A 22,045-nucleotide genomic window follows, 5' to 3' on the forward strand; every position below is an offset into this window, starting at 1 on the left:
AAATCAATGAAGGGCAAGTAGTTTAGAATTAAGCTTGTCCTTCATTTTTTTATAGTATTTTAGCTCGATAATAATAAATTAATGAATTACATTTTTTCCATTGGTCGGTATTTTTTGATGATTAAAGGTACTTTTAAAAAAATGACCAAAAGAAGAGTTTTATGGAACTTAATCTTTCAGGAAGTGAATGATTTGGTAATTAAGTCATTGGGAATCATTATTTTTATTTCCTTTTTTATAGGTGCTGTAGTTACTATACAAACAGCACTTAATCTAACTAATCCTTTAATACCTAGAGAATTAATTGGTTTCGCAGCAAGACAATCTATCATTTTAGAATTTGCTCCTACTTTTGTTTCTGTAATTATGGCAGGAAAGGTTGGCTCTTTTATTACTTCAAGTATTGGTACGATGCGTGTTACTGAACAAATTGATGCCCTGGAAGTAATGGGAATCAATTCTTTAAATTACCTTGTTTTTCCTAAAATAATAGCTATGCTTTTTTATCCTTTTGCAATTGCTATTGCTATGTTTGTAGGTATTGGTGGAGCTTATTTAGCAGGTGTGTATGGTGGGTTTTTAGAAGCTGATGAGTTTTTGAACGGACTTACCGATGATTTTACACCTTTTCATATATTTTATGCCTTTTTCAAAACCTTTATTTTTGCTTTTTTATTAGCCACAATTCCCGCTTATCACGGCTATTACATGAAAGGAGGCGCCTTAGAAGTAGGGAAGGCAAGTACCACCTCATTTGTTTGGACAAGTGTAGTAATAATTATAGCAAACTATATCATCACTCAATTACTCTTAAGCTAATGATTAAAGTTGAAAATTTACATAAGTCGTTTGGAGAAACTAAAGTGTTGAAAGGAATATCAACCACTTTTGAACAAGGTAAAACCAACCTAATTATTGGTCAATCGGGTTCAGGAAAAACCGTGTTTCTTAAAAATCTAATTGGTTTATTTGAGCCTAATGAAGGAAATATATTTTATGACCAACAAAAATATGGCGATTTATCTACCTCTAACCGAACTGAACTGAGAAAAAAAATAGGAATGGTTTTTCAAGGGGGAGCTTTGTTTGACTCCATGACGGTTGAGGAAAATGTAATGTTTCCGCTAAAAATGTTTACCAAAAAATCTAATGCAGAAATGCTTCATCGGGTGCACGAAGTACTTGAGCGTGTAAATTTAAATGAAGCTAATCAAAAATATCCTGCAGAAATTAGTGGGGGAATGCAAAAGCGTGTTTCTATTGCTAGAGCTATTGTGAACTATCCAAAGTTCTTATTTTGTGATGAACCTAATTCTGGTTTAGACCCAAGAACGGCAACAGTTATCGATAAATTAATTCAAGAAATTACCAAAGAAAACAACATTACTACGGTGATTAATACCCATGATATGAATTCTGTTTTTGAAATTGGAGAAAAAATAATTTACCTTCAAGATGGTATCCTAGCTTGGGAAGGAACAAAAGATGAAATTCATCATAGTAACAACAAAGACTTATCCGATTTTGTGTATTCTTCTAATTTATTTAGAAAGGTACGTCAAGCTTATCAAAAAGGCTTGTAAGTTTTACTCAACCTCTATTGCTCCACAATCTCCACTTTAATCTTTTCTTGCTTCAGTTTAAAGCTAAGCCATTTACTCAATTTTTCTTCAAATTCTTGTTTCTCTTCTTTTTCTAGAACCGATTTCCATAAAATTTGAAAATAAGGTAATGTATCTGTTCCGTTGAATTCTGTAGTGAGCATTTCGCCAAACTTTACTCTTTTGGCTTCAGGATAATTCAACTTAATTTCTTCAGCGACATCTTCAAAAGGCACAAATTTTTTCTTTTCTTTGAGTTGGTCTAATTCTTTTTTGAGGAACTCAATTTCCTTCGATTTCTCAATCACACCTAATGAATCTCTTCGCTTTAGCTCCATCAAATACTTCATTTGATCAAAATTGTCTGAACTTTCATTTTGAAGAATTCTGAGTTTTGTTTCTGTTAAAGCCGAATAAGAGGCTAATTTATCTTCCCAAAGATTAATTACCGATTCAGGAATTTCTTTTCCTAGAAAAGAAGCTTCAATTTCAGGTTGTAAGCCAGAATTATAATTGATAACAGTCGAGTTTTTCTGCAAAAAAGCACCTTTGTAAACCATCAACTCCTGTTCTACAAATCGCTTTGCATCTTGTTCAAAATAAGATTCTTTCAGTAAATTATAGAACAAATAAATACTAGGAATCATTACAATAATAGCAATGGTAGAAGCTATTTGAGCAATTCTCTTTCTTCGTAATGAGTTGGCATATTTAACTAAGGGAAACTTTAGCAACTTAGAAACCATAAAAGTAGATAGGGCAATAAAAATAGTATTGATGGTAAACAAATACATGGCTCCTCCAAAATAGCTCAAGTTCCAAATAGCTAACCCATATCCTGCTGTACAAAGTGGCGGCATTAAGGCTGTGGCAATAGCTACACCAGAGATTACCGTGATGATTGTTCCTTTTTTAGTTTTAGCAATGATGAGCGCTAATCCACCAAAAATAGCAACTAAAACATCTAAAATAGTGGGATAAGTTCGGGCTTCTAATTCGGGGGTTAACTCGGTTAATGGCGAAAGTTTAAAGTACAAAAAGGCAGTAATTATACTCAAACCAACCATCACTCCTAAGTTAATTAAAGACCTCCTCAGCGTATCTACATCATTGATGGCTACTGAAAACCCTAAACCAACAATAGGCCCCATAAGCGGAGAAATTAACATGGCACCAATTACCACAGCGGTAGAACTTACATTTAATCCAACCGAAGCCACAATAATCGAGAAAATTAAAATCCAAGCCGTATGGCCTTTAAATGGTATATCTTTTAAAATCGCCTCCATCGTAGAATCTCGATCGGTATCTTCCCGGATATCTAAGAGTTCTTTTAAGAAACTACGTATGCTACCGTATGTTTGTTTTACATTCTTCTGAATTTCATTCTTCTGATTTCCAGAATTTTCGTTTTGTTGTTGGTTTTCTTCCATTATTCAAATTGCTTTCCATATTTTTCAATGGCCGCTCTGCGAATTTGTTTGATGTCTTGTTCTTTTTCTTTAGAAACAATGACTAACTCGTCTTCAGTTTCAATAACCATGTATTTTTTTAGACCTTCCAAAACTACTAATTTATTTGTTGAAGTTCTCACAATATTTTCTGAGGAATTAATTTCGATTAGTTGATTTGAATTAATCACTACATTTTCTTGCTCATTTTTTGGAAGCTGCTCATAAAGAGAACCCCAAGTACCTAGGTCATTCCAGTCAAATGATGCCGTAAGCATATAAATATTTGAGGCCTTTTCTAAAATGGCGTAATCAATTGAAATATTTTCTGCTTTACTGTAATCACTAGTTAAAAATTTATTTTCTGCTGAAGTGTTTAAGACTTCATAACCTTTAGCAAATAAGCTTTTCATGCTTGGCTGATGCTGCTCAAAGGCTTCTAAAATTGCTTTTGCGCTCCAAATAAAAATACCTGCATTCCACGTATAATTGCCTTCTTGAAGAAACTTCTTCGCCGTTAAGTAATCTGGTTTTTCAGTAAATTTTTCAACGGCTTTGATGGTTGATTTATCGTTCTCTAAAAATTTGATGTACCCATAGCCCGTATTTGGAAATGAAGGCTGAATACCTAAAGTCATTAAAATTGACTGACGCTGACAAGCATCAAAACTCATTTGCAAATTTGAAGTAAAGGCTTCTTCATCTTCAATCCAATGATCGCTAGGGGCAACTGCCATGAGCGCATTGGGATTTTCTTTGTAGATTTTTAAACTGGCTAACAAAATACAGGGAGCAGTGTTTCGCATGGCTGGTTCCAAAACCAGCTGCCTTTCTGTAATTTCAGGAAGCTGTTTTTGAACTAGCGCTTGGTAATTGGCATTGGTTAAAATAAAGATATTTTCTGTAGGAATGATTTTTTGCAAGCGACTAAAAGTGGATTGTAAAAGGCTTTTTCCTGTTCCTAGCATATCATGAAATTGCTTAGGGTAAGTAGCTTTACTTACAGGCCAAAACCTTGAACCAACTCCACCGGCCATTAAAATAGCGTAGTAATTTGCATTTTTTTTCATTCTGAATTTTTATAAAGTTTTAGATTGAGCTTTCTGCTAATAATTCTACTTCTGCATGAGGTTGAAAAACATACTTTTGTTTAGTTTGTACACACAGACACTCATACCTTTTTATTCGTTTTTCTCCTTTTATAAACACCCTGCCTTTTTTGGTTCTAAATTTACTTCCAATAGGAATTTCAAAGATATAACTATTTTGATTAGGTTGGTCGTAGGCTTTTAAAAGTATGGTTAAACGGGCATCGGTGTCGCTACTTGCGGTAGGGTTTCTAAAATGACTTGCAAGCGAAGGCAGAAGTTTTTGAGGAAATATTTCGGGATGAATAAAAGGCAGCATTAGTTTTTGAAAGCTTTTTTTCCATTCTATACCATGAGGTTTAATACCAAACCCAAAATCTTCGTAGGCTTTTAAATGGGCAAATTCATGAATTAAAGTAATTAGGAATCGGTATTTGTTTAAACTGTTATTTACGGTAATCTTAACTTGCCCTGAAGCTAGCTTTCGGTAATCGCCATGCCTTGTTTTTCGTTCGCCTACAATATGCAACTGTACCTTGTGTTGCTTGATTAAGCTAACACAAGGTTCAACCGCCCTTTCAGGTAAATATTTAGCTAAGATTTTTTCCAAAGCTTAAGGAGTTGAATTGGAAACTTGCATTAATTTACCGTTGTAATACTTGTGTCCGTTAAGCGAAAAATCAGCAATATATTGCCCCATTTCTTCTGCTGTTACCGGAGCTTCAAAACCAGGAAAAGCTTCTGCTAACATTTCAGTTTGTACAGCGCCTAATGCTAACACATTAAAACTAGGGCCGTTTTCTTTATATTCTTCAGCAAGGAGTTCGGTCATGGTAATTATTGCTGCTTTACTTGAGCTATAGGCGGCTAAACCTGGAAATTTTACGCTTCCTTGAACGCCTCCCATGCTACTAATGGTCACTATATGCGAGTTTTCGTTTGTAAAGGGCAAAAGCTGATGCGTTAAATCAAATACCGAAAATACATTGACTTCATAAACTTTTTTTACTTCGCTCATTTTAGTTTGGCTGAAATCTTGTTTTAAAAACTTTCCTGCATTATTAATTAAAACATCTACCGTTTCCCAATTTTGCTTTACGTAATCCACCGCTTTTTTTAGGTGAATAGCCTCTCCTAAGTCGCATGAAATAGCGGTTACATTAGGAAGTTTTAGTTGGGCTACTGGACTTTCATTTCTTGACAAGGCTAAGATTTGATGACCTTGAGCTGCTAAAATCTTTACTAATTCAAATCCAATTCCTCTGCTTGTTCCCGTTATAACTATGTTTTTCTTCACTTTTTTTTAGTTTAAATTTTATTGATGGAATAATTTCTAACAGATGCGAAGTTACAAACTTCATGCGAATCTAGGTTTGAAGCTACCAACTTCTAACAACAAAACCACCTAAACTTTACATAGTATTAAATCACTTTAATTTTTATTCATTTTGACTTCATCTTTTTTAGAATTGGCAATGCCTTCAATACCCAAAGAAAAATTATAAATCAATTGATTCATGTGGTCAATGTTCATCAACTCTGCTTCGTCATTAGGATGGTGGTAGAATTCGTAATTTTGGAAATCGAAAGTGCAAACTGTGTGAGAAGGAATACCAAATTCTTGGTAAAACGGATAATTATCACTTCGCTTAAATAATTGCATTTTATCGGCTTGTTCAAGGTAGCCTAATACTTTTTCTTCAGCGGCTTGATTAAAAATTTCAGCAAAATTAGATTTCTTTATTCCTGTAAAATAAGCCTTAAACTCTACATTTTCCATAGGAATACCAATCATTTCAATATTGAATACCGAGTGTAAATTATGTTTTTCGTTTTTCATGCGTTTGGCCAGATGCCTAGAACCTAACAAGCCTAATTCTTCGGCCGAATACAAGGTAAACAGCAAGCTTCTTTTGGGAGGATTTTCAGCAAAATGCTGGGCTAACTGCATTACAGCTACTACACTAACGGCATTGTCGTTTGCTCCATTTACAATCGAATCGCTGGCTATTTTTTTATGGGTAATCCCAATATGGTCATAATGCGCACCCACCATTACCAATTCGTTTTTTAGTTTTTTGTCGGTGCCTTCTACTACGGCAATAATGTTGTAGGCGTGTTTGTTTTTCACCATAAAACTATCACGATAAGTTTCATAAAAAGGCTTGATGTTATGTTTTTTGAAATGTTTTTCAAGGTATTGAGCGGCTAGTTCAATTCCTTCAGAGCCAGTATCTCTTCCCAGCAATTCATCAGAAGCTAAGTAAAATAAATGCTTCTCTATGTGATCTTTAGAAAATCGTGTTTCTTGAGCGTAGGTTTGAAAGGCAAAAACAAAACTGAATAAATAAATTATTTTTAGCATGGGTAAATGTATGTTTAATCTTTTAAAATTTGATTTGCTTGATTGAAGTGGTTAATAATATAATTTTAATCAACTTTTTAGGCTAATAAATTATTCTTTAAGATGAGAAGATACAATCTTCGCATAACATTCTCGCTCTTTTCTAGGCTGTAAGTGTTTTTTTAATAGGCATAAATTATTTGTTCATCCCACCCCTCAATAGTTAGTGGGATTTCATTTTGTCCATCGACTTGAAATGGGGTTAAATTAAATGAAACAGTCTTTTGAAAAACAGCTTGACACAATTGTTCATTTATCAGCTCTATCTTTACCACTCTTTGTAATGGAAATACAGTGTAAAACGCATCTACACTATATAGGTTCATCTCCCAAGATTCAGGTTCACAGCCACTTGAACGGATAGTGATTTCTAAACACTCATCGTTTAACGCAATTTCAGTTACCTCATAATTAGCGGTGCTTATTGCATTAAAGTCCTCTTCATAAATAACCTCAGCTAAAGCTTCACAAGTATTAATGCTTGAAGGATTATCATCATCATTGGAACAAGAAAAGAAGAGAACCCCCAATAATACTGTAAAAAGATAAACATTTTTCATAGAAATATTATTTTAATTTATAATCAACTTATGCATAATTTTTTTTTACAATCGCAGTTCATTTATTTTATAAAAACTTAGTTAGCACAAAGCCGCATAAGCTTATTTCTTTAAAGACTTCAGCAGCAATGATGCAGTTTTTTCACTAGCGCCTTGGCCCCCTAATTTTTTCTTTAAAAGTTGATAATCGGCTAAAATTTCTGTTCGTTTCTCTGTAGAAAGAATTTTTTCTAGCTCTAATTGAAGTTGCTTTTCATTAAACTCATCTTGAATTAATTCCTTCACCACTTCTCGGTCCATAATTAAATTAACTAGCGAAATATAATTCAGTTTTACAATGCGTTTGGCAATGTGATAGGAGATCAAATTTCCTTTATAACAGACCACTTCAGGTACGTTAAACAAAGCCGTTTCAAGCGTAGCTGTACCTGAGGTTACCAAGGCAGCCTGAGCCACACTTAATAAGTCATAAGTTTTGTTTTTGATGAAGTTTACTTTTTGATTTCCAATAAACTTTTGATAAAATTCATCTTCTTGTCCTGGTGCGCCTGCAATTACAAATTGATAGTTGGGAAAATGAGGCGTCATTTTCAGCATCAACTCCAGCATTTTGGTAATTTCTTGCTTTCTGCTTCCCGGAAGTAGAGCAATTATTGGTAATTCAGAAAGTTGATGTTGTTTTTGAAAAGCTTCAACTGAAACAGATGCTCTATTTTGAATAGCATCTAAAAGCGGATGCCCTACAAAATGAACAGGAAATTTATGTTTTTCTTCGTAAAATTCTTTTTCAAAAGGAAGAATAACATACATTTCATCTACATCTCGTTTAATGGCATTAATTCGGTTTTCTTTCCATGCCCAAATTTGGGGCGAAATATAATAATGAGTAGGAATTCCTCTTGGTTTAGCCCACTTAGCAATGCGCATATTAAACCCCGGATAATCAATAAAAATCAACGCGTCAGGCTGAAATTCATCAATATCTTTTTTGCAAAAAGCAATATTATTAAGAATGGTTTTCAGGTTGGTAATTACTTCCCAAAAGCCCATAAACGCTAACTCTCTGTAATGCTTTACCAAAGTAGCACCAGCTTCCTGCATTAAATCGCCTCCCCAGGCCCTAATTTGAGCAGATGCGTCTTTTTGCTTCAAGGCTTTGATTAAATTTGCCGCGTGTAAATCGCCTGAAGCTTCACCAGCGATGATATAATACTTCATGAAAAGTAAGTTCTTTAAATAACAAAGTTACTTAAGTTTTTTGAAATAACTTGAAACTAAAAGCGGACTTCTATTTTAGAACGGCTCAAAAAGAACTTCTAAAGGCGTAGGATTCTAATTTTTGTTTTTACATTTACAAAATACAAGGTTTATTTTTTGTAAGTAAAATTATGCGAATTATTAAAGACAAAAACGTACTTAGGTTCATCATCATTGGCATTTCGTTGGTAATTATTGGTTTAATTACTTGGAATGTGATTTCTTTTTACGACCGAATTAAAAAGGAAGAACGCAATAAAATGTTCATTTATTCCATGGCGCTGCAATCGGTTAACCGAGCCGATTTAAAGGATTCTGATATCAATTTTGAGCTGAATATTTTAAATAGAAACGAAAATATTCCTGTTGTGATTTATGATATATATGGTGAAGTTGTTGAAGTTGTGAATATCGATGAAGCTATCCTTGACCGCCCTAAAGCTTTAAAGCGAAAATTAGATAAAATCAGGGCTGAAAACGAACCTATTGAATTGGATTTAAAAGACGGTAATAAGCAGTTTTTATTTTATGGAAATTCTTCTGTACTGAATAAAATTACTTACTATCCATTTATTTTAATTGTAATTATAGCTCTTCTTGTTACTTTGGTTTACTTTTTTTACATCACCTCTAAATCTAGCGAACAAAACAAATTATGGGCAGGAATGGCAAAGGAAACCGCTCATCAAATTGGCACACCGCTTTCTTCTTTAATAGGGTGGTTAGAAATTTTAAGGGCCGAAAATGTTGATCCTTCCTATCTAGAAGAGATGGAAAAAGATATTCATCGCCTTAATACCATTACCGATCGATTTTCGAAAGTAGGTTCACACGTAAAATTAGAAAAAAACGATGTGGTCGCTACAACCAAATTGGCTGCCGAATACCTAAAATCTAGAAGTTCTAAATTAATTCAGTTTAAAATTGATTTACCAACCGAACCTGTTTATGTAATGCTGAATGAAGCTTTATTTTCCTGGACCATTGAAAACTTGGTAAAAAATGCCATTGATGCCATGCGTGGAAAAGGAAATTTAGAAATTGAATTGGCGCGCAGCGAAGATTGTGTCAAAATTTTAATAAAGGATACCGGAAAAGGTATTCCGATTAAAAATTTCACAAAGGTCTTTGCGCCTGGATTCAGTACAAAAAAAAGAGGCTGGGGGCTCGGCTTATCTTTAGCTAAGCGAATTATTGAAGACTTTCATCACGGAAAAATTTATGTGGCTTACAGTGAAATTAACAAAGGAACCACCTTTGAAATTAGATTAAACAAGGTGGTAAATGAATGATTTTAGGGGTGTAAACCCTTCTGCAATATCCGTTTCACAATTTCTAGTTAAGAAAAAAAAACACCCTAAAAAACTAGTTTATTGTTTCATTCAAAAAACAAATTCAACATGCGCTAAAATTTCGGTTAATTGTAACCTGCGTCACATTTTAATCCTAGTTAAATACGTAAATTTGCATAAAAAATAATGCTATGATTAAGTTTTTTGCTAAGTACAAGTTCTTTGCTATTGTCATGCTTTTTTTGTCGGCTATAATTATTGCATTTATCTACAATGCCTTAAAAGTAGAACCTCAACTTCCGGTTTATCAACCGGATATGGTGACCGCCGATTTGGTTGATTCTACTGTGCAGCACGTTCGGAAATTTCACAAAGTGAAAGACTTTGAGCTCATTAACCAAAATGGCGATACCCTCACTCAAAAAGAGTTTGATGGTTTTATCTACATTACCGATTTCTTTTTTACTACTTGTCAAACTATTTGCCCAGTAATGACAGATAATATGAAAGTAGTACAAGATGAATTTATAGCTGATGAAGAAATTAAATTACTCTCACACACTGTAACGCCGCAAATTGATACCGTAGAAAAACTTAGAGCTCATGCCGATGAAATGGGTTTAATTGATGGAAAATGGCACATGGTAACGGGAGATAAAAAGCATATTTACGATTTGGCTAGAAAAGAATACTTGGCTTCTAAATCAAGTGGTGATGGAGGCCCTTATGATTTAGTACATACCGAAAATTTTGTTTTAGTTGATAAAGAAAAAAGAATTAGGGGGTTTTATGATGGAACGAACGATGATGAAATTGAAAAACTAATTAAAGACGTTGCTATTCTTAAAAAGGAATACCAAGAATAATCGAACTAAGATTTATCCTTAATGATTTAGCTTAAAACCATCGCGGTCTTTTAGAAAACCGAATTGATGGCGAATCTCAGTAAGGTGTTCTGCTTCCAATGCAATTACCTCGGTAAAATTTGTGTGATGATGAAATGGATTTGAAATTTGCTTTCCTAACCCGTTAAATATAGCAGAATGACCAGCATGTTCAAACCCCTTGCCGTCTTCACCAACACGATTTACACCCACGGTATAGCACATATTTTCAATAGCTCTTGCTTTTAATAAAGCATCCCAAGCAGAAATTCTTTTTTCAGGCCAATTCGCAACCAAAATAAGTAAGTCGTAATCTTCCGTATTTCTAGCAAAAACAGGAAATCGTAAATCGTAGCAAATTAACGGACAAATCTTCCAATCTTTATAAGTAACAATGAGTTTCTCTTTGCCTGCTGTATAAATTTGTTCTTCTTTGGCAAGTGAAAATAAATGGCGTTTGTTGTACGTTTTGTAAGTTCCATCAGGAAATACAAAATACAAGCGATTGTAATACTTGCCGTTTTCTTTTACCATTAAACTTCCGGTAACGCAAGCTTGTTTTTGTTTAGCCCACTTTTTTAAACACCCAAAGCTTTCTCCCTCAGTTGATTCAGCTAAAGTTTCAACATGCATACTAAAGCCAGTAGAAAACATTTCAGGAAGAACAATTAAATCGACTTCTTTTTTAACACGATTAATTTTTTCATCAAAAAGTTTTCGGTTTTCAGCAGGATTTTCCCAGATTAATTCAGACTGAATAATTGCTACACGCAAATTTTCTTTCATGGTTTTAAGCTTATTAGTAAGTTTTAGTCATACTTTCGGGGACACAAATAATATAATCGGCTATTTCTTTGTATTCTTCGTCAAGTGTGTAAATGTCTTTTTGTTCAACAGTGGTTAAGGTAATAATCTCTATGTTTTCTGCATATTGGTTTAAATACCAGGCAATTCCTTCGTAAAAGTTGGAGTGATAAGCTCCGTTGAGGTGAAGAAATAAATGCTCATCTTTTAAGTTATTCCAAATAAAATAAGCCATTGTGGCATCTTTTATGGCTTGTGCTTTTACGATGTCTGGATTGGCATGTTCGCCTCCCATCAGTTCAAGCATGTTTTTATAGGTTTTCAAATTTTTATCATAAGGAATAGGCAAGGGGGCAACCCAAGATTTTTCATTTTCAGAAAGCCCTTCTAATGCCTCAAATCCCCCTTCCTTATATACCTTTGAAGCAAAAGCTCTCGGGACGTTGGTGGCCGTCCATTGGACTTTATTTTGTTTTGCCCATTCAAAAAGTGGCTGGTAATCGGTAGTGAAATTTGGCCACAAACGCATTTTTTGTTCAAATTCATCTGCAGAAATAGAATCCTTAACGTACAAATTGATGAATTCTTGTTGGTCGGTTTCAAACATTTCTGCTCCTATACTTAGTGGCACATCTTTCTTCTTCAAATCCTTTGCTATTTCAAGCTGAAGCCAATGAGAAATAGGGTTGTTGTGATATTCGCCAAAAAGAACGACTTGCGCTTTAGGAAGCTTTTTTAGCATTCGTTTGTAGGAAATTTTTCTGGCGTTAGATTTGTAAATGACATAGGCCTCCTTTTTTTGGGCATAAAGCCCCAAACTAATAAGTAAAACCAATAAAACAAATATGTTTTTCTTCATTGTAGCTAGGTATAAGGGGTTGTTTGCTGCTTTACGAATAATACTATTTCGGGCCTAATAGAGGTGGAGATTTAAAAGGTAGTTCGATAATTATCGGGATTTGGCTTGCCTGTATTTCGGCTTGATACTCAAGCTTTAATGCTTGTTTATAAATTCCGCCAGTGGTTTTCATAGCTATGTTGTAGCCTGCTTTTTTAGTGTAGTAATCAAAACTATTTTCAAGTTCCCTTCCGGAAAACCCTATGCAATATACTTCTAATACCATTTCTGCACTTTTGCTTTTAAGTCACTTGCTTTGGTTAATCTTCCATTTTTAGAATCCTCCATTGATTTGTCCATTCTTTGATTAAACTCTTCAATGCCCATTTGCTTAAAATTTTCATTTTCTTTTTGTAAAATTTTCTCAAGACGAATAATTACTTCTTCGTTCTGAATTTTTAGAAACTCTTGCACAAATGCTATTTTTCTAGTTTGAATATCCATTTCTACGATTTTTATCAAATGTACAAATTAAAACCTATAAGTTTATAGTTTAGTTTAAAGAGGTTTTAAGAGCTAATTTAAGCTAACCTATAAAATCTAAGCCTCAAATCTTGTCTTTTTTCTAGTTTGATGAGTGATGGTTTTGATTAATTTAATTTAACTTTACAGAAAATTGAAGGGTAGATTTTTAAAGATTATTCATTAATTCTATTTAATCTGCGCTAAAAATATTGAATTTGATCAATAAGCTTAAATTCTAAATACGAGTTTGTTTAAAATGATGTTTTTTTGAAATTTCTTAGCGAACAAAAAAAATTAGAAAATAAAAGTTAATGAGTAGAAAAATTAGAAGCAGGAATACAAGTTTAACTGGTTTAGCTAAGTTAAAAGCGTATTGGAAGCAGGATATGCTTGCTGGTTTTATGGTTTTTCTTATTGCTTTGCCTTTGAGTTTAGGGATAGCAAAAGCTAGTGGATTTCCTCCCGCTATGGGGGTTTTAACCGCTATAGTTGGAGGTATTTTTACCCCTATTTTTCGCGTTTCAGAATTGAGTATTAAAGGCCCTGCTGCAGGACTTATTACTATTTGCGCTGCCAGTGTAATGGAGTTTGGTGGCGATGAACAAGCTTGGATGATTACTTGTGCCGCCATTGTTGTTATGGCTATTTTACAAATCATTTTATCCTTGCTTAAGTTTGGAGATTATGCCGATTTCTTTCCTCATTCTGCGGTACATGGGATGCTGTCAGCTATTGGAATTATTATTATTGCCAAACAAATTCCTGTTTTGTTAGGCGAAAACCCAACTGCCTACGCTGGAGAAGGTCCAATTGAGCTTTTGCTTGATATTCCAAGGTTTATTAGTCATGCTAATTGGCCAGTTGCTGTGGTGGGCTTTGTAGGTCTTTTGGCGATGTTTTTAATTCCTGTAATTAAATTAAAACTCATTCAAAAAATACCCGCACCAATGTGGGTGTTGCTTTTAACTGTTCCGCTCTCAATTTATTGGCAGTTTGGCGATATGAAAGGAAATTACACTCTAGTACAAGTAGGAGACTTTTGGGGTAGTTTTGGCTTTCATTTTGATTTTTCAGCCATAGCTACTTTTGCTTTTTGGAAGTATGTTTTTATGCTTTTGTTTGTCAATAGCTTAGAGTCTATGCTTACGGTAAAAGCGGTGGATGACTTGCAGCCAGAAACTGAAAAATCGGATGCTAATGGCGATTTAATGGGGAATGGATTTGGAAACATAATCACTGGTTTTTTAGGCGCAACACCCATGATTTCTGAAGTAGTTAGAAGTTCTGCCAACATTGGTTTTAAAGCCAAAAGCAAGTGGGCTAATTTTTTTCACGGGGCTTTTTTGTTATTGGCTATGATATTTTTAATTCCTATTATTGAGAAAATTCCTAATGCTGCCTTAGCCGCTATTTTGATTTATGCCGGCTATCGCCTTGTTGCTCCTAGAGAATTTTTGCTTACTTATCGTGTAGGAAAAGAACAACTAGCCGCTTTTTTAGTAACCATTGTTGTTACTTTAGCCCAAGACTTGTTGATTGGTATATTGGCAGGTTTAATTGTAGAGCTTAGTATTTATTTGTTCATGGGGGTAAAGCTTTCAAATTTAGTTAAAGCTAATTATCAATTAGTAGAGCGCGATAAAGAGTTAGTAGTGGTTTTAAAAGGAGCTGCTTTATTTACCAATATTATAGGATTTAAAAAAGTATTTTATAGAATTCCAGAAAAATCTACCTTCTTTTTAGATTGCAGTGAAGCTAAATTAATCGATCATTCATTTTTGTTTTTCATTCAGGTATTTCAAAAAGATTATAACCGCAAAGGTGGGCATTTTAAGCTTATAGGAATGCAAAACCACAGTCGGTTTTCAAGCCACAAATTGGCCACGCGAATCAAGAAGGAAAAAGAAGGTTCAAATGAATAATTGTATTCTAAACTTGAAGTAAAAAGCTGTGAATTAAATTGAAAACCAAGAACTATGCTTAGAAAAACTATTCTTTTATTTGTTTTGCTTATTGGGTTTACCCTTAGTTTTCTTTTAATCAGCGATGGGTACGTAAAGTCAACTGCAAAAGATCACCTTCACTCGGATGTAGCATCAATTCCTTCAGCTAAAGTAGGAATTGTATTAGGTACGTCAAAACACTTAAAGTCGGGCCAAGAAAAATTGTATTTTAAGTACCGCATTGCAGCAGCGGTAGAATTGTATAAAGCGGGGAAAATCGAAAAAATTTTGGTAAGTGGAGATAACAGGCATAGAAGCTATAACGAACCGAAAGATATGCAACAAAGTCTGTTAGCTTTAGGTATTCCAAAAGAAGCTATTGTATTAGATTATGCTGGTCTCAGGACCTTAGATTCCATGCACCGAGTTAAGTTTGTGTTTGGCCAAGAAGAGGTCATTGTTATTTCGCAAAAATTCCACAATGAGCGGGCTGTTGTTATTGCGGCATCTATTGGATTAAAGGCTCATGCTTACAATGCAAAAGACGTATCGGTGAGCTACGGTATAAAAACTAAGATTAGAGAAAAATTTGCGCGCACAAAGTTAGTTTTAGACTTGCTGCTTAATAAACAACCTAAATTCCTTGGTGAAAAAGAAGTCATTTAAACGCCTAATAAAACCTAGCCTTTACTTCGGTGGCGTTTTTGAATTTCTAGTGGATTTTTAGTAATTGCTATATAATCCATTCGATTCTTAAAAATTTCAATGGCTTTAAACACTGCTTCAGCAAATGAAGAATGATCAGCTTCTCCTTTTCCTGCAATATCAAATGCTGTTCCATGGTCGGGAGAAGTTCTTATGCGATTCATGCCTGCTGTGTAATTTACTCCTTTTCCAAAACTTAATGTTTTAAATGGAATTAAACCTTGATCATGATAAGCCGCCAAAACTGCGTCAAAGTTTTCATGATTTTTACTCCCAAAGAAACTATCGGCGGCATAAGGGCCAAAAACTAATTCGCCTTGCATATCGTTAATTTTATGGATGGTAGGTTTTAATATTCGGTCGTCTTCATCGCCAATTACTCCATTGTCGCCAGAATGAGGATTAATGCCTAATACAGCAATTTTAGGTTTTCTAATACCAAAATCCTTGCGTAAAGATGCACTCATAATGCCTACTTTTTTCTCAATTAATTCGGGAGTAATATGGTTGGCTACATCCTTCACCGGAACGTGGTCGGTGAGTAAACCCACGCGAATTTTATCTGAAACCATAAACATCATGTTATCGCCTTTCAAAGCTTGTGCAAAATAATCGGTATGTCCAGGAAATTTAAATTCTTCAGATTGAATGCTATTTTTATTAATGGGGGCGGTAACTAGCACATCTATATGTTTTTTGATGAGTGCTTGGGTAGCAACTTCAATAGAGCGCACAGCGTATTTTCCAGCAACTTTGTCTTCTTCGCCAAAATTCACCTTAAAATTAGACTTCCACGCATTTACCACATTTAATTTACCATCCACTACCTTTTCAGAATGAGGAGCGGTAAAAAACCTATTTTCTAGACCAAAATGTTTTTTAAAAAACGAAAGCATTTTTACATTAGCAAAAATAACTGGCGTACACAACTCCATCATTCTTGGGTCTTCAAAAGTTTTTAAAACAATCTCAGGACCAATACCGTTTAAATCGCCAATGCTAATACCAACTTTTACTTTCTTTGTTTCGCTCATAGGTGCATAATTTTATTTAAAAATAGATAAAGTTATGATAAGAAACCCAAGTCCCTTTAAAAAACATCTATTTTTGCAAAGGTAATTAAATATTCTACAACAATGTTTACAGGAATCATAGAAGAAATAGGTCATATTAGAAAAATTTTGCAAGAAGGCGAAAATATACATTTTTATGTGGAAGCCAATTTTACCCCCGAATTAAAAATTGACCAAAGTGTAGCTCACAATGGGGTTTGTCTTACGGTGGTAGAAATTTCTGACCCAATATACAAAGTTACAGCCATTCAAGAAACGCTGGACAAAACTGCTTTGGGGCAGCTGCAAATTAATGATGCTGTTAATTTAGAACGGGGTATGAAAATGAATGCGCATTTAGACGGCCACATCGTACAAGGGCACGTTGACCAAACTGCCACTTGTGTTCACCGGGAAGAAAAAAATGGAAGTTGGATTTTTACTTTTTCGTATGCTCCTCAACAACAAAATGTAACCATAGAAAAAGGAAGTATTACTATTAACGGAGTAAGTTTAACGTTAGTTAATAGCCAACTTAACCAATTTAGCGTCGCTATTATTCCGTTTACTTATGCGCATACCACTTTCAGAAACCTCCAAAAAGGAGACACCGTCAACTTAGAATTTGATGTTATCGGGAAGTACGTAAAACGCTTAATGGAACTTCAAATCCATCAGAAAAAGTAATCACTTCTGTTGATGCTTAAGCGCAAGCTATCGTATTTTTGATGCAGTAAAGCACAGCAAACTAATAAATGGACTGTTTTTTTTATAAATAGAACACAGCATCTTACAAAATATCCCTCAAAAAATAAACTTAAGATCAAATTCAAGTACCTAGTTTTTGCTACTTTTGAAGCAAAAATTGATATGCGTATTTTAATTTATTGTTTTAGCTTTTTGTTTTTTTCATCTGCGGTTTTTGCTAATGAAGATTGGGGAAAGAATGGTCATCGAGCCGTAGCTCAAATTGCTGAATCTTACCTTTCTAACAAAGCCCGCGATCAAATTGAAAAACTACTAGAAGGCGAATCTATGGCAACAGCCTCAACTTTTGCCGATGAAATTAAAAGTGATTCGCGCTACGACGAATTTAACACCTGGCATTATGTTAATGTGGATTTTGATGCGACTTATCAAACGGTTGATAAAAACCCCGCAGGAGATCTTCTTCAAGGAATTAAAACCTGCCTAACGCAACTAGAAGATACAACTACCTCAGCAAATGATAAAACATTCTATCTAAAAATGCTGATTCATTTGATAGCCGACATGCATCAACCGTTGCATTTAGGCTTGGAAGAAGACCGTGGTGCTAACGATATTAAAGTTACTTGGTTTGGTAATTCAACTAACTTGCACCGTGTTTGGGATACAAATATGATTGAATCTTACAACATGAGTTTTACTGAATTAGCGCATCATAAATTTCCACTTACAGAAGATGAAATAAACATTTATCAAGAAGGCAACCTCATGGACTGGTTTGATGAAACTAGAATCTTGACTCAGGAAGTTTATCTTTCTGCCCAAGATGGCGATGCTTTAGGATATGCTTATTCTTACCAATGGCTGCCTAGGCTTCGTAAACAATTACACAAAGCTGGAATTCGGTTAGCTCAAATGCTGAATGAGCTTTACGGGTAAGTTTTGAAATAAAAATACCTTAAAAACAGCCATTACTAGCTCTAATCAAAAAAAGTGAGCTAACTAATAGGAAGTAAGTAACTGCAAATTTCAAAATAATTCTTAACAAATTAAACCCCTAAAAGTTTGTATAATTCTAGTAAGTTTCCTTATATTTGCTACCTGATTAAAATAGCCAATTTTAAAGTGCAAGAAAAAACAGACTTTTCAATATCAATATTCTAAAGTTAACTGTAAATCAGCTTTTTTGAAATTCAAGAGCTGAATTTTTTGTGCCTTTTTTTGAAATCGTGAGTTGTTAAATGGGACTCGCGACGGCGAAGCCGTGCAAAATTTCACCCAAAACCAATGTCAGCTCGAGTGTTTTTTTAAATGAAGCACAGCGAAATTCAAAAAAAAATGTATCGAGAACCTTTATGGAATAAGCTCTCGTTACATTCGCCGTACCGAACACTCGAGCTAATAGAAAACGAGCTATTAGTTAAAAAAACAGAAAATGAAACACGCATGTTTAAAGCTTCTGCAATGGGACAATGATTATATGTGTTGCATCTGACAACTAAAAAGCAATAAAATAAACCGATGAAAAAAATCAAAACAATCACCTGTATTGGTGCGGGATATGTAGGCGGGCCTACCATGGCTGTCATTGCTAGTAAATGTCCCGAGATAAAAGTAAATGTAGTTGATATTAATGAAAAACGCATTGCTCAATGGAACGATGCTGATGTAAATAATATCCCTATTTATGAACCAGGACTTGCTGAAATTGTAGCTGAAACGCGTGATAAAAACTTATTTTTCTCTACAGAAGTCGATCAAGCGATTGATGAAGCAGAGATGATTTTTATTTCGGTAAACACGCCAACCAAAACTTATGGAATAGGAAAAGGAAAAGCAGCCGATTTAAAATATATTGAACTCTGTGCGCGTCAGATTGCTCGCGTGGCAAAAGACGATAAAATTGTAGTTGAAAAATCAACTTTACCCGTGCGGACGGCAGAGGCCTTAACAAGTATTTTGCATAATACTGGTAATGGAGTGAAGTATCACATTCTTTCTAATCCTGAATTCCTAGCCGAAGGAACAGCAATTCAGGATTTATTAAAACCCGATCGAATTTTAATTGGCGGTGATTCAGATACCCAAGAAGCAAGAGAGGCTATGCAGGCTTTGGTAGATGTATATGCGCATTGGCTAACCGATGAGCAAATCTTAACCACTAATGTTTGGAGTTCTGAATTGTCTAAATTAACCGCCAATGCCTTTTTAGCTCAACGCATCTCCAGCATCAATGCCATGAGTGAATTATGTGAAAAAACAGAAGCCGATGTAGATGAAGTAGCCAAAGCTATTGGCATGGATTCTAGAATTGGCCCTAAATTTTTAAAAGCCTCTGTTGGATTTGGAGGTTCTTGTTTTCAAAAAGATATTTTGAACTTAGTTTATATCTCACAATCTTTAGGCTTGCAAGAAGTAGCCGATTATTGGGAGCAGGTCATTATCATGAACGATCACCAAAAAAGAAGATTTGCACAACACATTGTAAAAACCTTATACAATACCGTTTCAGGAAAAAAGATAAGCTTATTAGGGTGGGCGTTCAAAAAAGACACCAATGATACACGAGAAAGTGCGGCTATTTATGTTTCCGATTACTTGCTAAGTGAACATGCAAAAATAGTGGTTTACGACCCTAAAGTTTCTTCAGAGCAAGTTTATGCCGACTTAGAATACCTTGGTACCCACGACCCAGCATTTATTAGGGAACAAGTGAAAGTAGTGAGTTCACCAACCGAAGCTTGTTTTCAGGCTCATGCTGTGGCTATTATGACAGAGTGGAACGAGTTCAATACTTACAACTGGAAAGAAATCTACCAACACATGATGAAACCCGCATTTTTATTTGATGGACGTAATATTTTAAATCGCTATGAAATGAAAGAAATTGGTTTTGAGGTGTATGCGATAGGGAAAGGCCCTTCGATACAAATCGCTTAACAGCGATTCACTCAGGGACCTTTGTTCCTTGTTATAAAAAGTGGGCTTCGATATATTTTTATTTCGTTCCCTGAGTGTTCCGATGGTAATCGGAACGTATCGAAGGGCGAAATAAAAACTCTCAGCCACCTTTTAAAATACGTTAAATAGAAAATTTAATACTGAAAACTAAATAATAGATCCCTGAGTGTTCCGATTATAATCGGAACGTATCGAAGGGAAACATAGGTTCCTGAGTGATTTTGCGATAGCAAAATTGTACCGAAGAATTTTTCTCTATTGAAAACCAAAACATAGGTCCCTGAGTGATTTTAAAAACGATCCCTGAGTGATTTTGTGATAGCAAAATTGTATCGAAGGGCCTTTTTAAAATTGTATCGAAGGGCCGATAAATAATAACCATGAAAGGAATCATACTTGCAGGAGGATCAGGAACACGCTTACATCCGCTAACTTTAGCGGTATCTAAGCAACTGCTACCCATTTACGACAAACCCATGATTTATTATCCTTTGTCGGTATTAATGCTGGCAGGCATTCGGGAAATTCTTATCATTTCTACGCCACACGACTTGCCAAACTTTAAGCGCTTGCTGGGTGACGGCTCGCAATTTGGAATTGATTTATCTTACAAAGAACAACCCAGTCCCGATGGCTTGGCACAGGCTTTTATTTTAGGCGAAGATTTTATAGGAGATGAGGACGTATGTTTGGTACTTGGTGACAATATATTTTATGGGGCTGGCTTGCAAAAACTACTCTCAAACGCAGTTGAAACTGTAACGCAAAAAAGCAAAGCCGTAGTCTTTGGAAATTATGTGATTGATCCTGAACGCTATGGCGTAGCCGAATTTAACAAGGAAAAAAATGTGATCAGCATAGAAGAAAAACCGCAGCAACCCAAAAGTAATTTTGCGGTGGTTGGACTTTATTTTTATCCCAACAGCGTTGTGGATATGGCTAAAAAAGTGAAACCATCCAAGCGTGGAGAGCTTGAAATTACCTCAGTGAACCAAGCTTACCTGCAGCAAGAAAATTTAAAAATGGAAATTTTAAGTCGTGGTTTTGCCTGGCTAGACACCGGCACTCATGAAGCGCTCTCGGAAGCCACAGAATTTGTAAAAGCCGTTGAAAAACGTACCGGTTTAAAAATTGCTTGCTTAGAAGAAATTGGATTGCGTTTTGGCTGGATTAAGCAAACAAAAATAGCCTCAGATATACAAGGAAAAAAAGGCGAATACTATAAATACTTAAAGGGACTACTTTAGGGATAAAAGTCTAGGTATTTTGGGAAGTTTGGGAGTTTAAAAAGTGCCCTTCGATACAAATCGCTTAACAGCGATTCACTCAGGGACCTTTGTTCCTGATTTTAAAAGTGCCCTTCGGTACAATCTCGTTAACACGAGATCACTCAGGGGCCTTTGTTCCTTGTTATAAAAAGTGGGCTTCGATACATTTTTATTTCGTTCCCTGAGTGTTCCGATGGTAATCGGAATGTATCGAAGGGCGAACTAAAAACACTCAGCCACCTTTTAAAATACATTAAAGAAAAAAATTAATACTGAAAACTAATAATAGATCCCTGAGTAATTTTAAAAGGCTCCCTGAGTGATTTTGCGATAGCAAAATTGTATCGAAGGGTCTTTTTAAAATTGTATCGAAGGGCCGACTCACAAAAATGAAAGCCTATACCTACATTCTCAAATGTTCAAATGGTAGTTATTATGTGGGGAGTACAAAAGATTTGAATAGAAGAATTGAAGAGCATCAATCAGGGGAAGGAGCCAAGCATACTAAAAAGTATTTGCCCGTAGAATTGATTTATTACGAAGAATACACCAGAATAGATGATGCTTTTTATAGGGAAAAACAACTTCAAAAGTGGAGTAGAAAGAAAAAAGAGGCCTTAATCAATGGGAATATGAAATTATTACCAGATTTAGCTAAGAAAGTATTTGTTAGCTAACCACCCGGCCCTTCGATACAAATCGCT

General features: G+C 34.9%; 23 protein-coding genes. 11 read left to right on the top strand and 12 right to left on the bottom strand.

The features are described from left to right. Positions 1 to 81 precede the first annotated feature (81 nt). The gene (locus tag G7034_RS08265) at positions 82 to 819 is read left to right on the top strand and encodes an MlaE family ABC transporter permease (RefSeq protein WP_166400497.1); all 738 of its coding nucleotides are present in this window, start codon (positions 82 to 84) and stop codon (positions 817 to 819) included. Further along, positions 819 to 1,583: an ABC transporter ATP-binding protein gene (locus G7034_RS08270; RefSeq protein WP_166400498.1), complete on the top strand. Its 765-nt coding sequence runs from the start codon at positions 819 to 821 to the stop codon at positions 1,581 to 1,583. The genes G7034_RS08265 and G7034_RS08270 overlap by 1 nt, the downstream gene beginning before the upstream one ends. Before the next feature lie 14 nt (positions 1,584 to 1,597). Here G7034_RS08270 and G7034_RS08275 read toward each other — a convergent pair whose 3' ends face one another. The 7 genes from G7034_RS08275 to lpxB all read right to left on the bottom strand — a co-directional run bounded on the left by G7034_RS08275 (position 1,598) and on the right by lpxB (position 8,322). Beyond that, the gene (locus G7034_RS08275; protein ID WP_166400499.1) at positions 1,598 to 3,034 is read right to left on the bottom strand and encodes a DUF389 domain-containing protein; all 1,437 of its coding nucleotides are present in this window, start codon (positions 3,032 to 3,034) and stop codon (positions 1,598 to 1,600) included. Further along, positions 3,034 to 4,122, bottom strand: coding sequence for a mannose-1-phosphate guanylyltransferase (locus G7034_RS08280; RefSeq protein ID WP_166400500.1), 1,089 nt, complete (start codon positions 4,120 to 4,122; stop codon positions 3,034 to 3,036). Before G7034_RS08280 ends, G7034_RS08275 begins: the two co-directional genes overlap by 1 nt. Before the next feature lie 19 nt (positions 4,123 to 4,141). Beyond that, positions 4,142 to 4,750: a SprT family zinc-dependent metalloprotease gene (locus G7034_RS08285; protein ID WP_166400501.1), complete on the bottom strand. Its 609-nt coding sequence runs from the start codon at positions 4,748 to 4,750 to the stop codon at positions 4,142 to 4,144. Between the two features lie 3 nt (positions 4,751 to 4,753). Continuing rightward, on the bottom strand, positions 4,754 to 5,437 hold the full coding sequence (locus tag G7034_RS08290) for an SDR family NAD(P)-dependent oxidoreductase (protein ID WP_166400502.1): 684 nt from the start codon (positions 5,435 to 5,437) through the stop codon (positions 4,754 to 4,756). A 135-nt stretch (positions 5,438 to 5,572) separates the two neighbouring features. Beyond that, a complete protein-coding gene (locus tag G7034_RS08295; RefSeq protein ID WP_166400503.1) occupies positions 5,573 to 6,505 on the bottom strand; it encodes a M28 family peptidase in 933 nt (310 codons plus the stop codon). 161 nt (positions 6,506 to 6,666) lie between these two features. Then, positions 6,667 to 7,104 (bottom strand): hypothetical protein, encoded by a 438-nt coding sequence (locus G7034_RS08300; RefSeq protein WP_166400504.1) that lies wholly within the window; start codon positions 7,102 to 7,104, stop codon positions 6,667 to 6,669. Between the two features lie 102 nt (positions 7,105 to 7,206). Next, a complete protein-coding gene (gene lpxB / locus G7034_RS08305; protein ID WP_166400505.1) occupies positions 7,207 to 8,322 on the bottom strand; it encodes a lipid-A-disaccharide synthase in 1,116 nt (371 codons plus the stop codon). Between the two features lie 170 nt (positions 8,323 to 8,492). On the opposite strand from lpxB, the gene G7034_RS08310 reads away from it, so the two are divergent. Next, entirely contained in the window at positions 8,493 to 9,653 is a 1,161-nt protein-coding gene (locus tag G7034_RS08310; RefSeq protein WP_166400506.1) for a sensor histidine kinase, read from the top strand. A gap of 191 nt (positions 9,654 to 9,844) precedes the next feature. Further along, positions 9,845 to 10,519, top strand: a complete 675-nt coding sequence (locus tag G7034_RS08315; protein ID WP_166400507.1) for an SCO family protein — start codon at positions 9,845 to 9,847, stop codon at positions 10,517 to 10,519. Positions 10,520 to 10,537: 18 nt separating this feature from the next. Here the strand turns inward: G7034_RS08315 and G7034_RS08320 are convergent, their stop codons facing one another. The 4 genes from G7034_RS08320 to G7034_RS08335 are packed head-to-tail and all read right to left on the bottom strand — an operon-like array spanning position 10,538 to position 12,683. Then, positions 10,538 to 11,323: a nitrilase family protein gene (locus G7034_RS08320; protein WP_166400508.1), complete on the bottom strand. Its 786-nt coding sequence runs from the start codon at positions 11,321 to 11,323 to the stop codon at positions 10,538 to 10,540. A gap of 13 nt (positions 11,324 to 11,336) precedes the next feature. Further along, the gene (locus G7034_RS08325) at positions 11,337 to 12,200 is read right to left on the bottom strand and encodes a ChaN family lipoprotein (RefSeq protein ID WP_166400509.1); all 864 of its coding nucleotides are present in this window, start codon (positions 12,198 to 12,200) and stop codon (positions 11,337 to 11,339) included. A 43-nt stretch (positions 12,201 to 12,243) separates the two neighbouring features. Beyond that, on the bottom strand, positions 12,244 to 12,465 hold the full coding sequence (locus G7034_RS08330) for a hypothetical protein (RefSeq protein ID WP_166400510.1): 222 nt from the start codon (positions 12,463 to 12,465) through the stop codon (positions 12,244 to 12,246). Next, positions 12,456 to 12,683, bottom strand: coding sequence for a hypothetical protein (locus G7034_RS08335; protein WP_166400511.1), 228 nt, complete (start codon positions 12,681 to 12,683; stop codon positions 12,456 to 12,458). Before G7034_RS08335 ends, G7034_RS08330 begins: the two co-directional genes overlap by 10 nt. Positions 12,684 to 13,015: 332 nt before the next feature. Between G7034_RS08335 and G7034_RS08340 the strand changes: the two genes are divergently transcribed. Together G7034_RS08340 and G7034_RS08345 are read left to right on the top strand one after the other, a co-directional pair. Continuing rightward, positions 13,016 to 14,626 (top strand): SulP family inorganic anion transporter, encoded by a 1,611-nt coding sequence (locus G7034_RS08340; RefSeq protein ID WP_166400512.1) that lies wholly within the window; start codon positions 13,016 to 13,018, stop codon positions 14,624 to 14,626. Between the two features lie 54 nt (positions 14,627 to 14,680). Continuing rightward, complete coding sequence (locus G7034_RS08345; RefSeq protein WP_166400513.1) at positions 14,681 to 15,313, top strand: SanA/YdcF family protein; 633 nt, start codon at positions 14,681 to 14,683, stop codon at positions 15,311 to 15,313. 14 nt (positions 15,314 to 15,327) lie between these two features. Here G7034_RS08345 and pdxA read toward each other — a convergent pair whose 3' ends face one another. Next, the gene (gene pdxA / locus G7034_RS08350; RefSeq protein WP_166400514.1) at positions 15,328 to 16,386 is read right to left on the bottom strand and encodes a 4-hydroxythreonine-4-phosphate dehydrogenase PdxA; all 1,059 of its coding nucleotides are present in this window, start codon (positions 16,384 to 16,386) and stop codon (positions 15,328 to 15,330) included. Positions 16,387 to 16,488: 102 nt separating this feature from the next. On the opposite strand from pdxA, the gene G7034_RS08355 reads away from it, so the two are divergent. From G7034_RS08355 to G7034_RS08375, 5 genes are all read left to right on the top strand, one after another. After that, positions 16,489 to 17,091: a riboflavin synthase gene (locus tag G7034_RS08355; protein WP_166400515.1), complete on the top strand. Its 603-nt coding sequence runs from the start codon at positions 16,489 to 16,491 to the stop codon at positions 17,089 to 17,091. A gap of 183 nt (positions 17,092 to 17,274) precedes the next feature. Then, positions 17,275 to 18,051, top strand: coding sequence for a S1/P1 nuclease (locus G7034_RS08360; protein WP_166400516.1), 777 nt, complete (start codon positions 17,275 to 17,277; stop codon positions 18,049 to 18,051). A gap of 582 nt (positions 18,052 to 18,633) precedes the next feature. After that, on the top strand, positions 18,634 to 20,052 hold the full coding sequence (locus G7034_RS08365; RefSeq protein ID WP_166400517.1) for a nucleotide sugar dehydrogenase: 1,419 nt from the start codon (positions 18,634 to 18,636) through the stop codon (positions 20,050 to 20,052). Positions 20,053 to 20,453: 401 nt separating this feature from the next. Next, on the top strand, positions 20,454 to 21,320 hold the full coding sequence (gene rfbA, locus G7034_RS08370; RefSeq protein WP_166400518.1) for a glucose-1-phosphate thymidylyltransferase RfbA: 867 nt from the start codon (positions 20,454 to 20,456) through the stop codon (positions 21,318 to 21,320). 410 nt (positions 21,321 to 21,730) lie between these two features. After that, complete coding sequence (locus G7034_RS08375; RefSeq protein ID WP_166400519.1) at positions 21,731 to 22,018, top strand: GIY-YIG nuclease family protein; 288 nt, start codon at positions 21,731 to 21,733, stop codon at positions 22,016 to 22,018. Positions 22,019 to 22,045 lie beyond the last annotated feature (27 nt).

The organism is Psychroflexus maritimus, from assembly GCF_011089875.1.
GTDB lineage: Bacteria > Bacteroidota > Bacteroidia > Flavobacteriales > Flavobacteriaceae > Psychroflexus > Psychroflexus maritimus.

What these genes read in the sequence shown, in the direction of transcription:
- G7034_RS08265 (WP_166400497.1), top strand. Translation starts at nt 82, where the DNA reads ATGAATTACATTTTTTCCATTGGTCGGTATTTTTTGATGATTAAAGGT.
- G7034_RS08270 (WP_166400498.1), top strand. Translation starts at nt 819, where the DNA reads ATGATTAAAGTTGAAAATTTACATAAGTCGTTTGGAGAAACTAAAGTG.
- G7034_RS08275 (WP_166400499.1), bottom strand. Translation starts at nt 3,034, where the DNA reads ATGGAAGAAAACCAACAACAAAACGAAAATTCTGGAAATCAGAAGAAT.
- G7034_RS08280 (WP_166400500.1), bottom strand. Translation starts at nt 4,122, where the DNA reads ATGAAAAAAAATGCAAATTACTACGCTATTTTAATGGCCGGTGGAGTT.
- G7034_RS08295 (WP_166400503.1), bottom strand. Translation starts at nt 6,505, where the DNA reads ATGCTAAAAATAATTTATTTATTCAGTTTTGTTTTTGCCTTTCAAACC.
- G7034_RS08300 (WP_166400504.1), bottom strand. Translation starts at nt 7,104, where the DNA reads ATGAAAAATGTTTATCTTTTTACAGTATTATTGGGGGTTCTCTTCTTT.
- lpxB (WP_166400505.1), bottom strand. Translation starts at nt 8,322, where the DNA reads ATGAAGTATTATATCATCGCTGGTGAAGCTTCAGGCGATTTACACGCG.
- G7034_RS08310 (WP_166400506.1), top strand. Translation starts at nt 8,493, where the DNA reads ATGCGAATTATTAAAGACAAAAACGTACTTAGGTTCATCATCATTGGC.
- G7034_RS08315 (WP_166400507.1), top strand. Translation starts at nt 9,845, where the DNA reads ATGATTAAGTTTTTTGCTAAGTACAAGTTCTTTGCTATTGTCATGCTT.
- G7034_RS08320 (WP_166400508.1), bottom strand. Translation starts at nt 11,323, where the DNA reads ATGAAAGAAAATTTGCGTGTAGCAATTATTCAGTCTGAATTAATCTGG.
- G7034_RS08325 (WP_166400509.1), bottom strand. Translation starts at nt 12,200, where the DNA reads ATGAAGAAAAACATATTTGTTTTATTGGTTTTACTTATTAGTTTGGGG.
- G7034_RS08330 (WP_166400510.1), bottom strand. Translation starts at nt 12,465, where the DNA reads ATGGTATTAGAAGTATATTGCATAGGGTTTTCCGGAAGGGAACTTGAA.
- G7034_RS08335 (WP_166400511.1), bottom strand. Translation starts at nt 12,683, where the DNA reads ATGGATATTCAAACTAGAAAAATAGCATTTGTGCAAGAGTTTCTAAAA.
- G7034_RS08340 (WP_166400512.1), top strand. Translation starts at nt 13,016, where the DNA reads ATGAGTAGAAAAATTAGAAGCAGGAATACAAGTTTAACTGGTTTAGCT.
- G7034_RS08345 (WP_166400513.1), top strand. Translation starts at nt 14,681, where the DNA reads ATGCTTAGAAAAACTATTCTTTTATTTGTTTTGCTTATTGGGTTTACC.
- pdxA (WP_166400514.1), bottom strand. Translation starts at nt 16,386, where the DNA reads ATGAGCGAAACAAAGAAAGTAAAAGTTGGTATTAGCATTGGCGATTTA.
- G7034_RS08355 (WP_166400515.1), top strand. Translation starts at nt 16,489, where the DNA reads ATGTTTACAGGAATCATAGAAGAAATAGGTCATATTAGAAAAATTTTG.
- G7034_RS08360 (WP_166400516.1), top strand. Translation starts at nt 17,275, where the DNA reads ATGCGTATTTTAATTTATTGTTTTAGCTTTTTGTTTTTTTCATCTGCG.
- G7034_RS08365 (WP_166400517.1), top strand. Translation starts at nt 18,634, where the DNA reads ATGAAAAAAATCAAAACAATCACCTGTATTGGTGCGGGATATGTAGGC.
- rfbA (WP_166400518.1), top strand. Translation starts at nt 20,454, where the DNA reads ATGAAAGGAATCATACTTGCAGGAGGATCAGGAACACGCTTACATCCG.
- G7034_RS08375 (WP_166400519.1), top strand. Translation starts at nt 21,731, where the DNA reads ATGAAAGCCTATACCTACATTCTCAAATGTTCAAATGGTAGTTATTAT.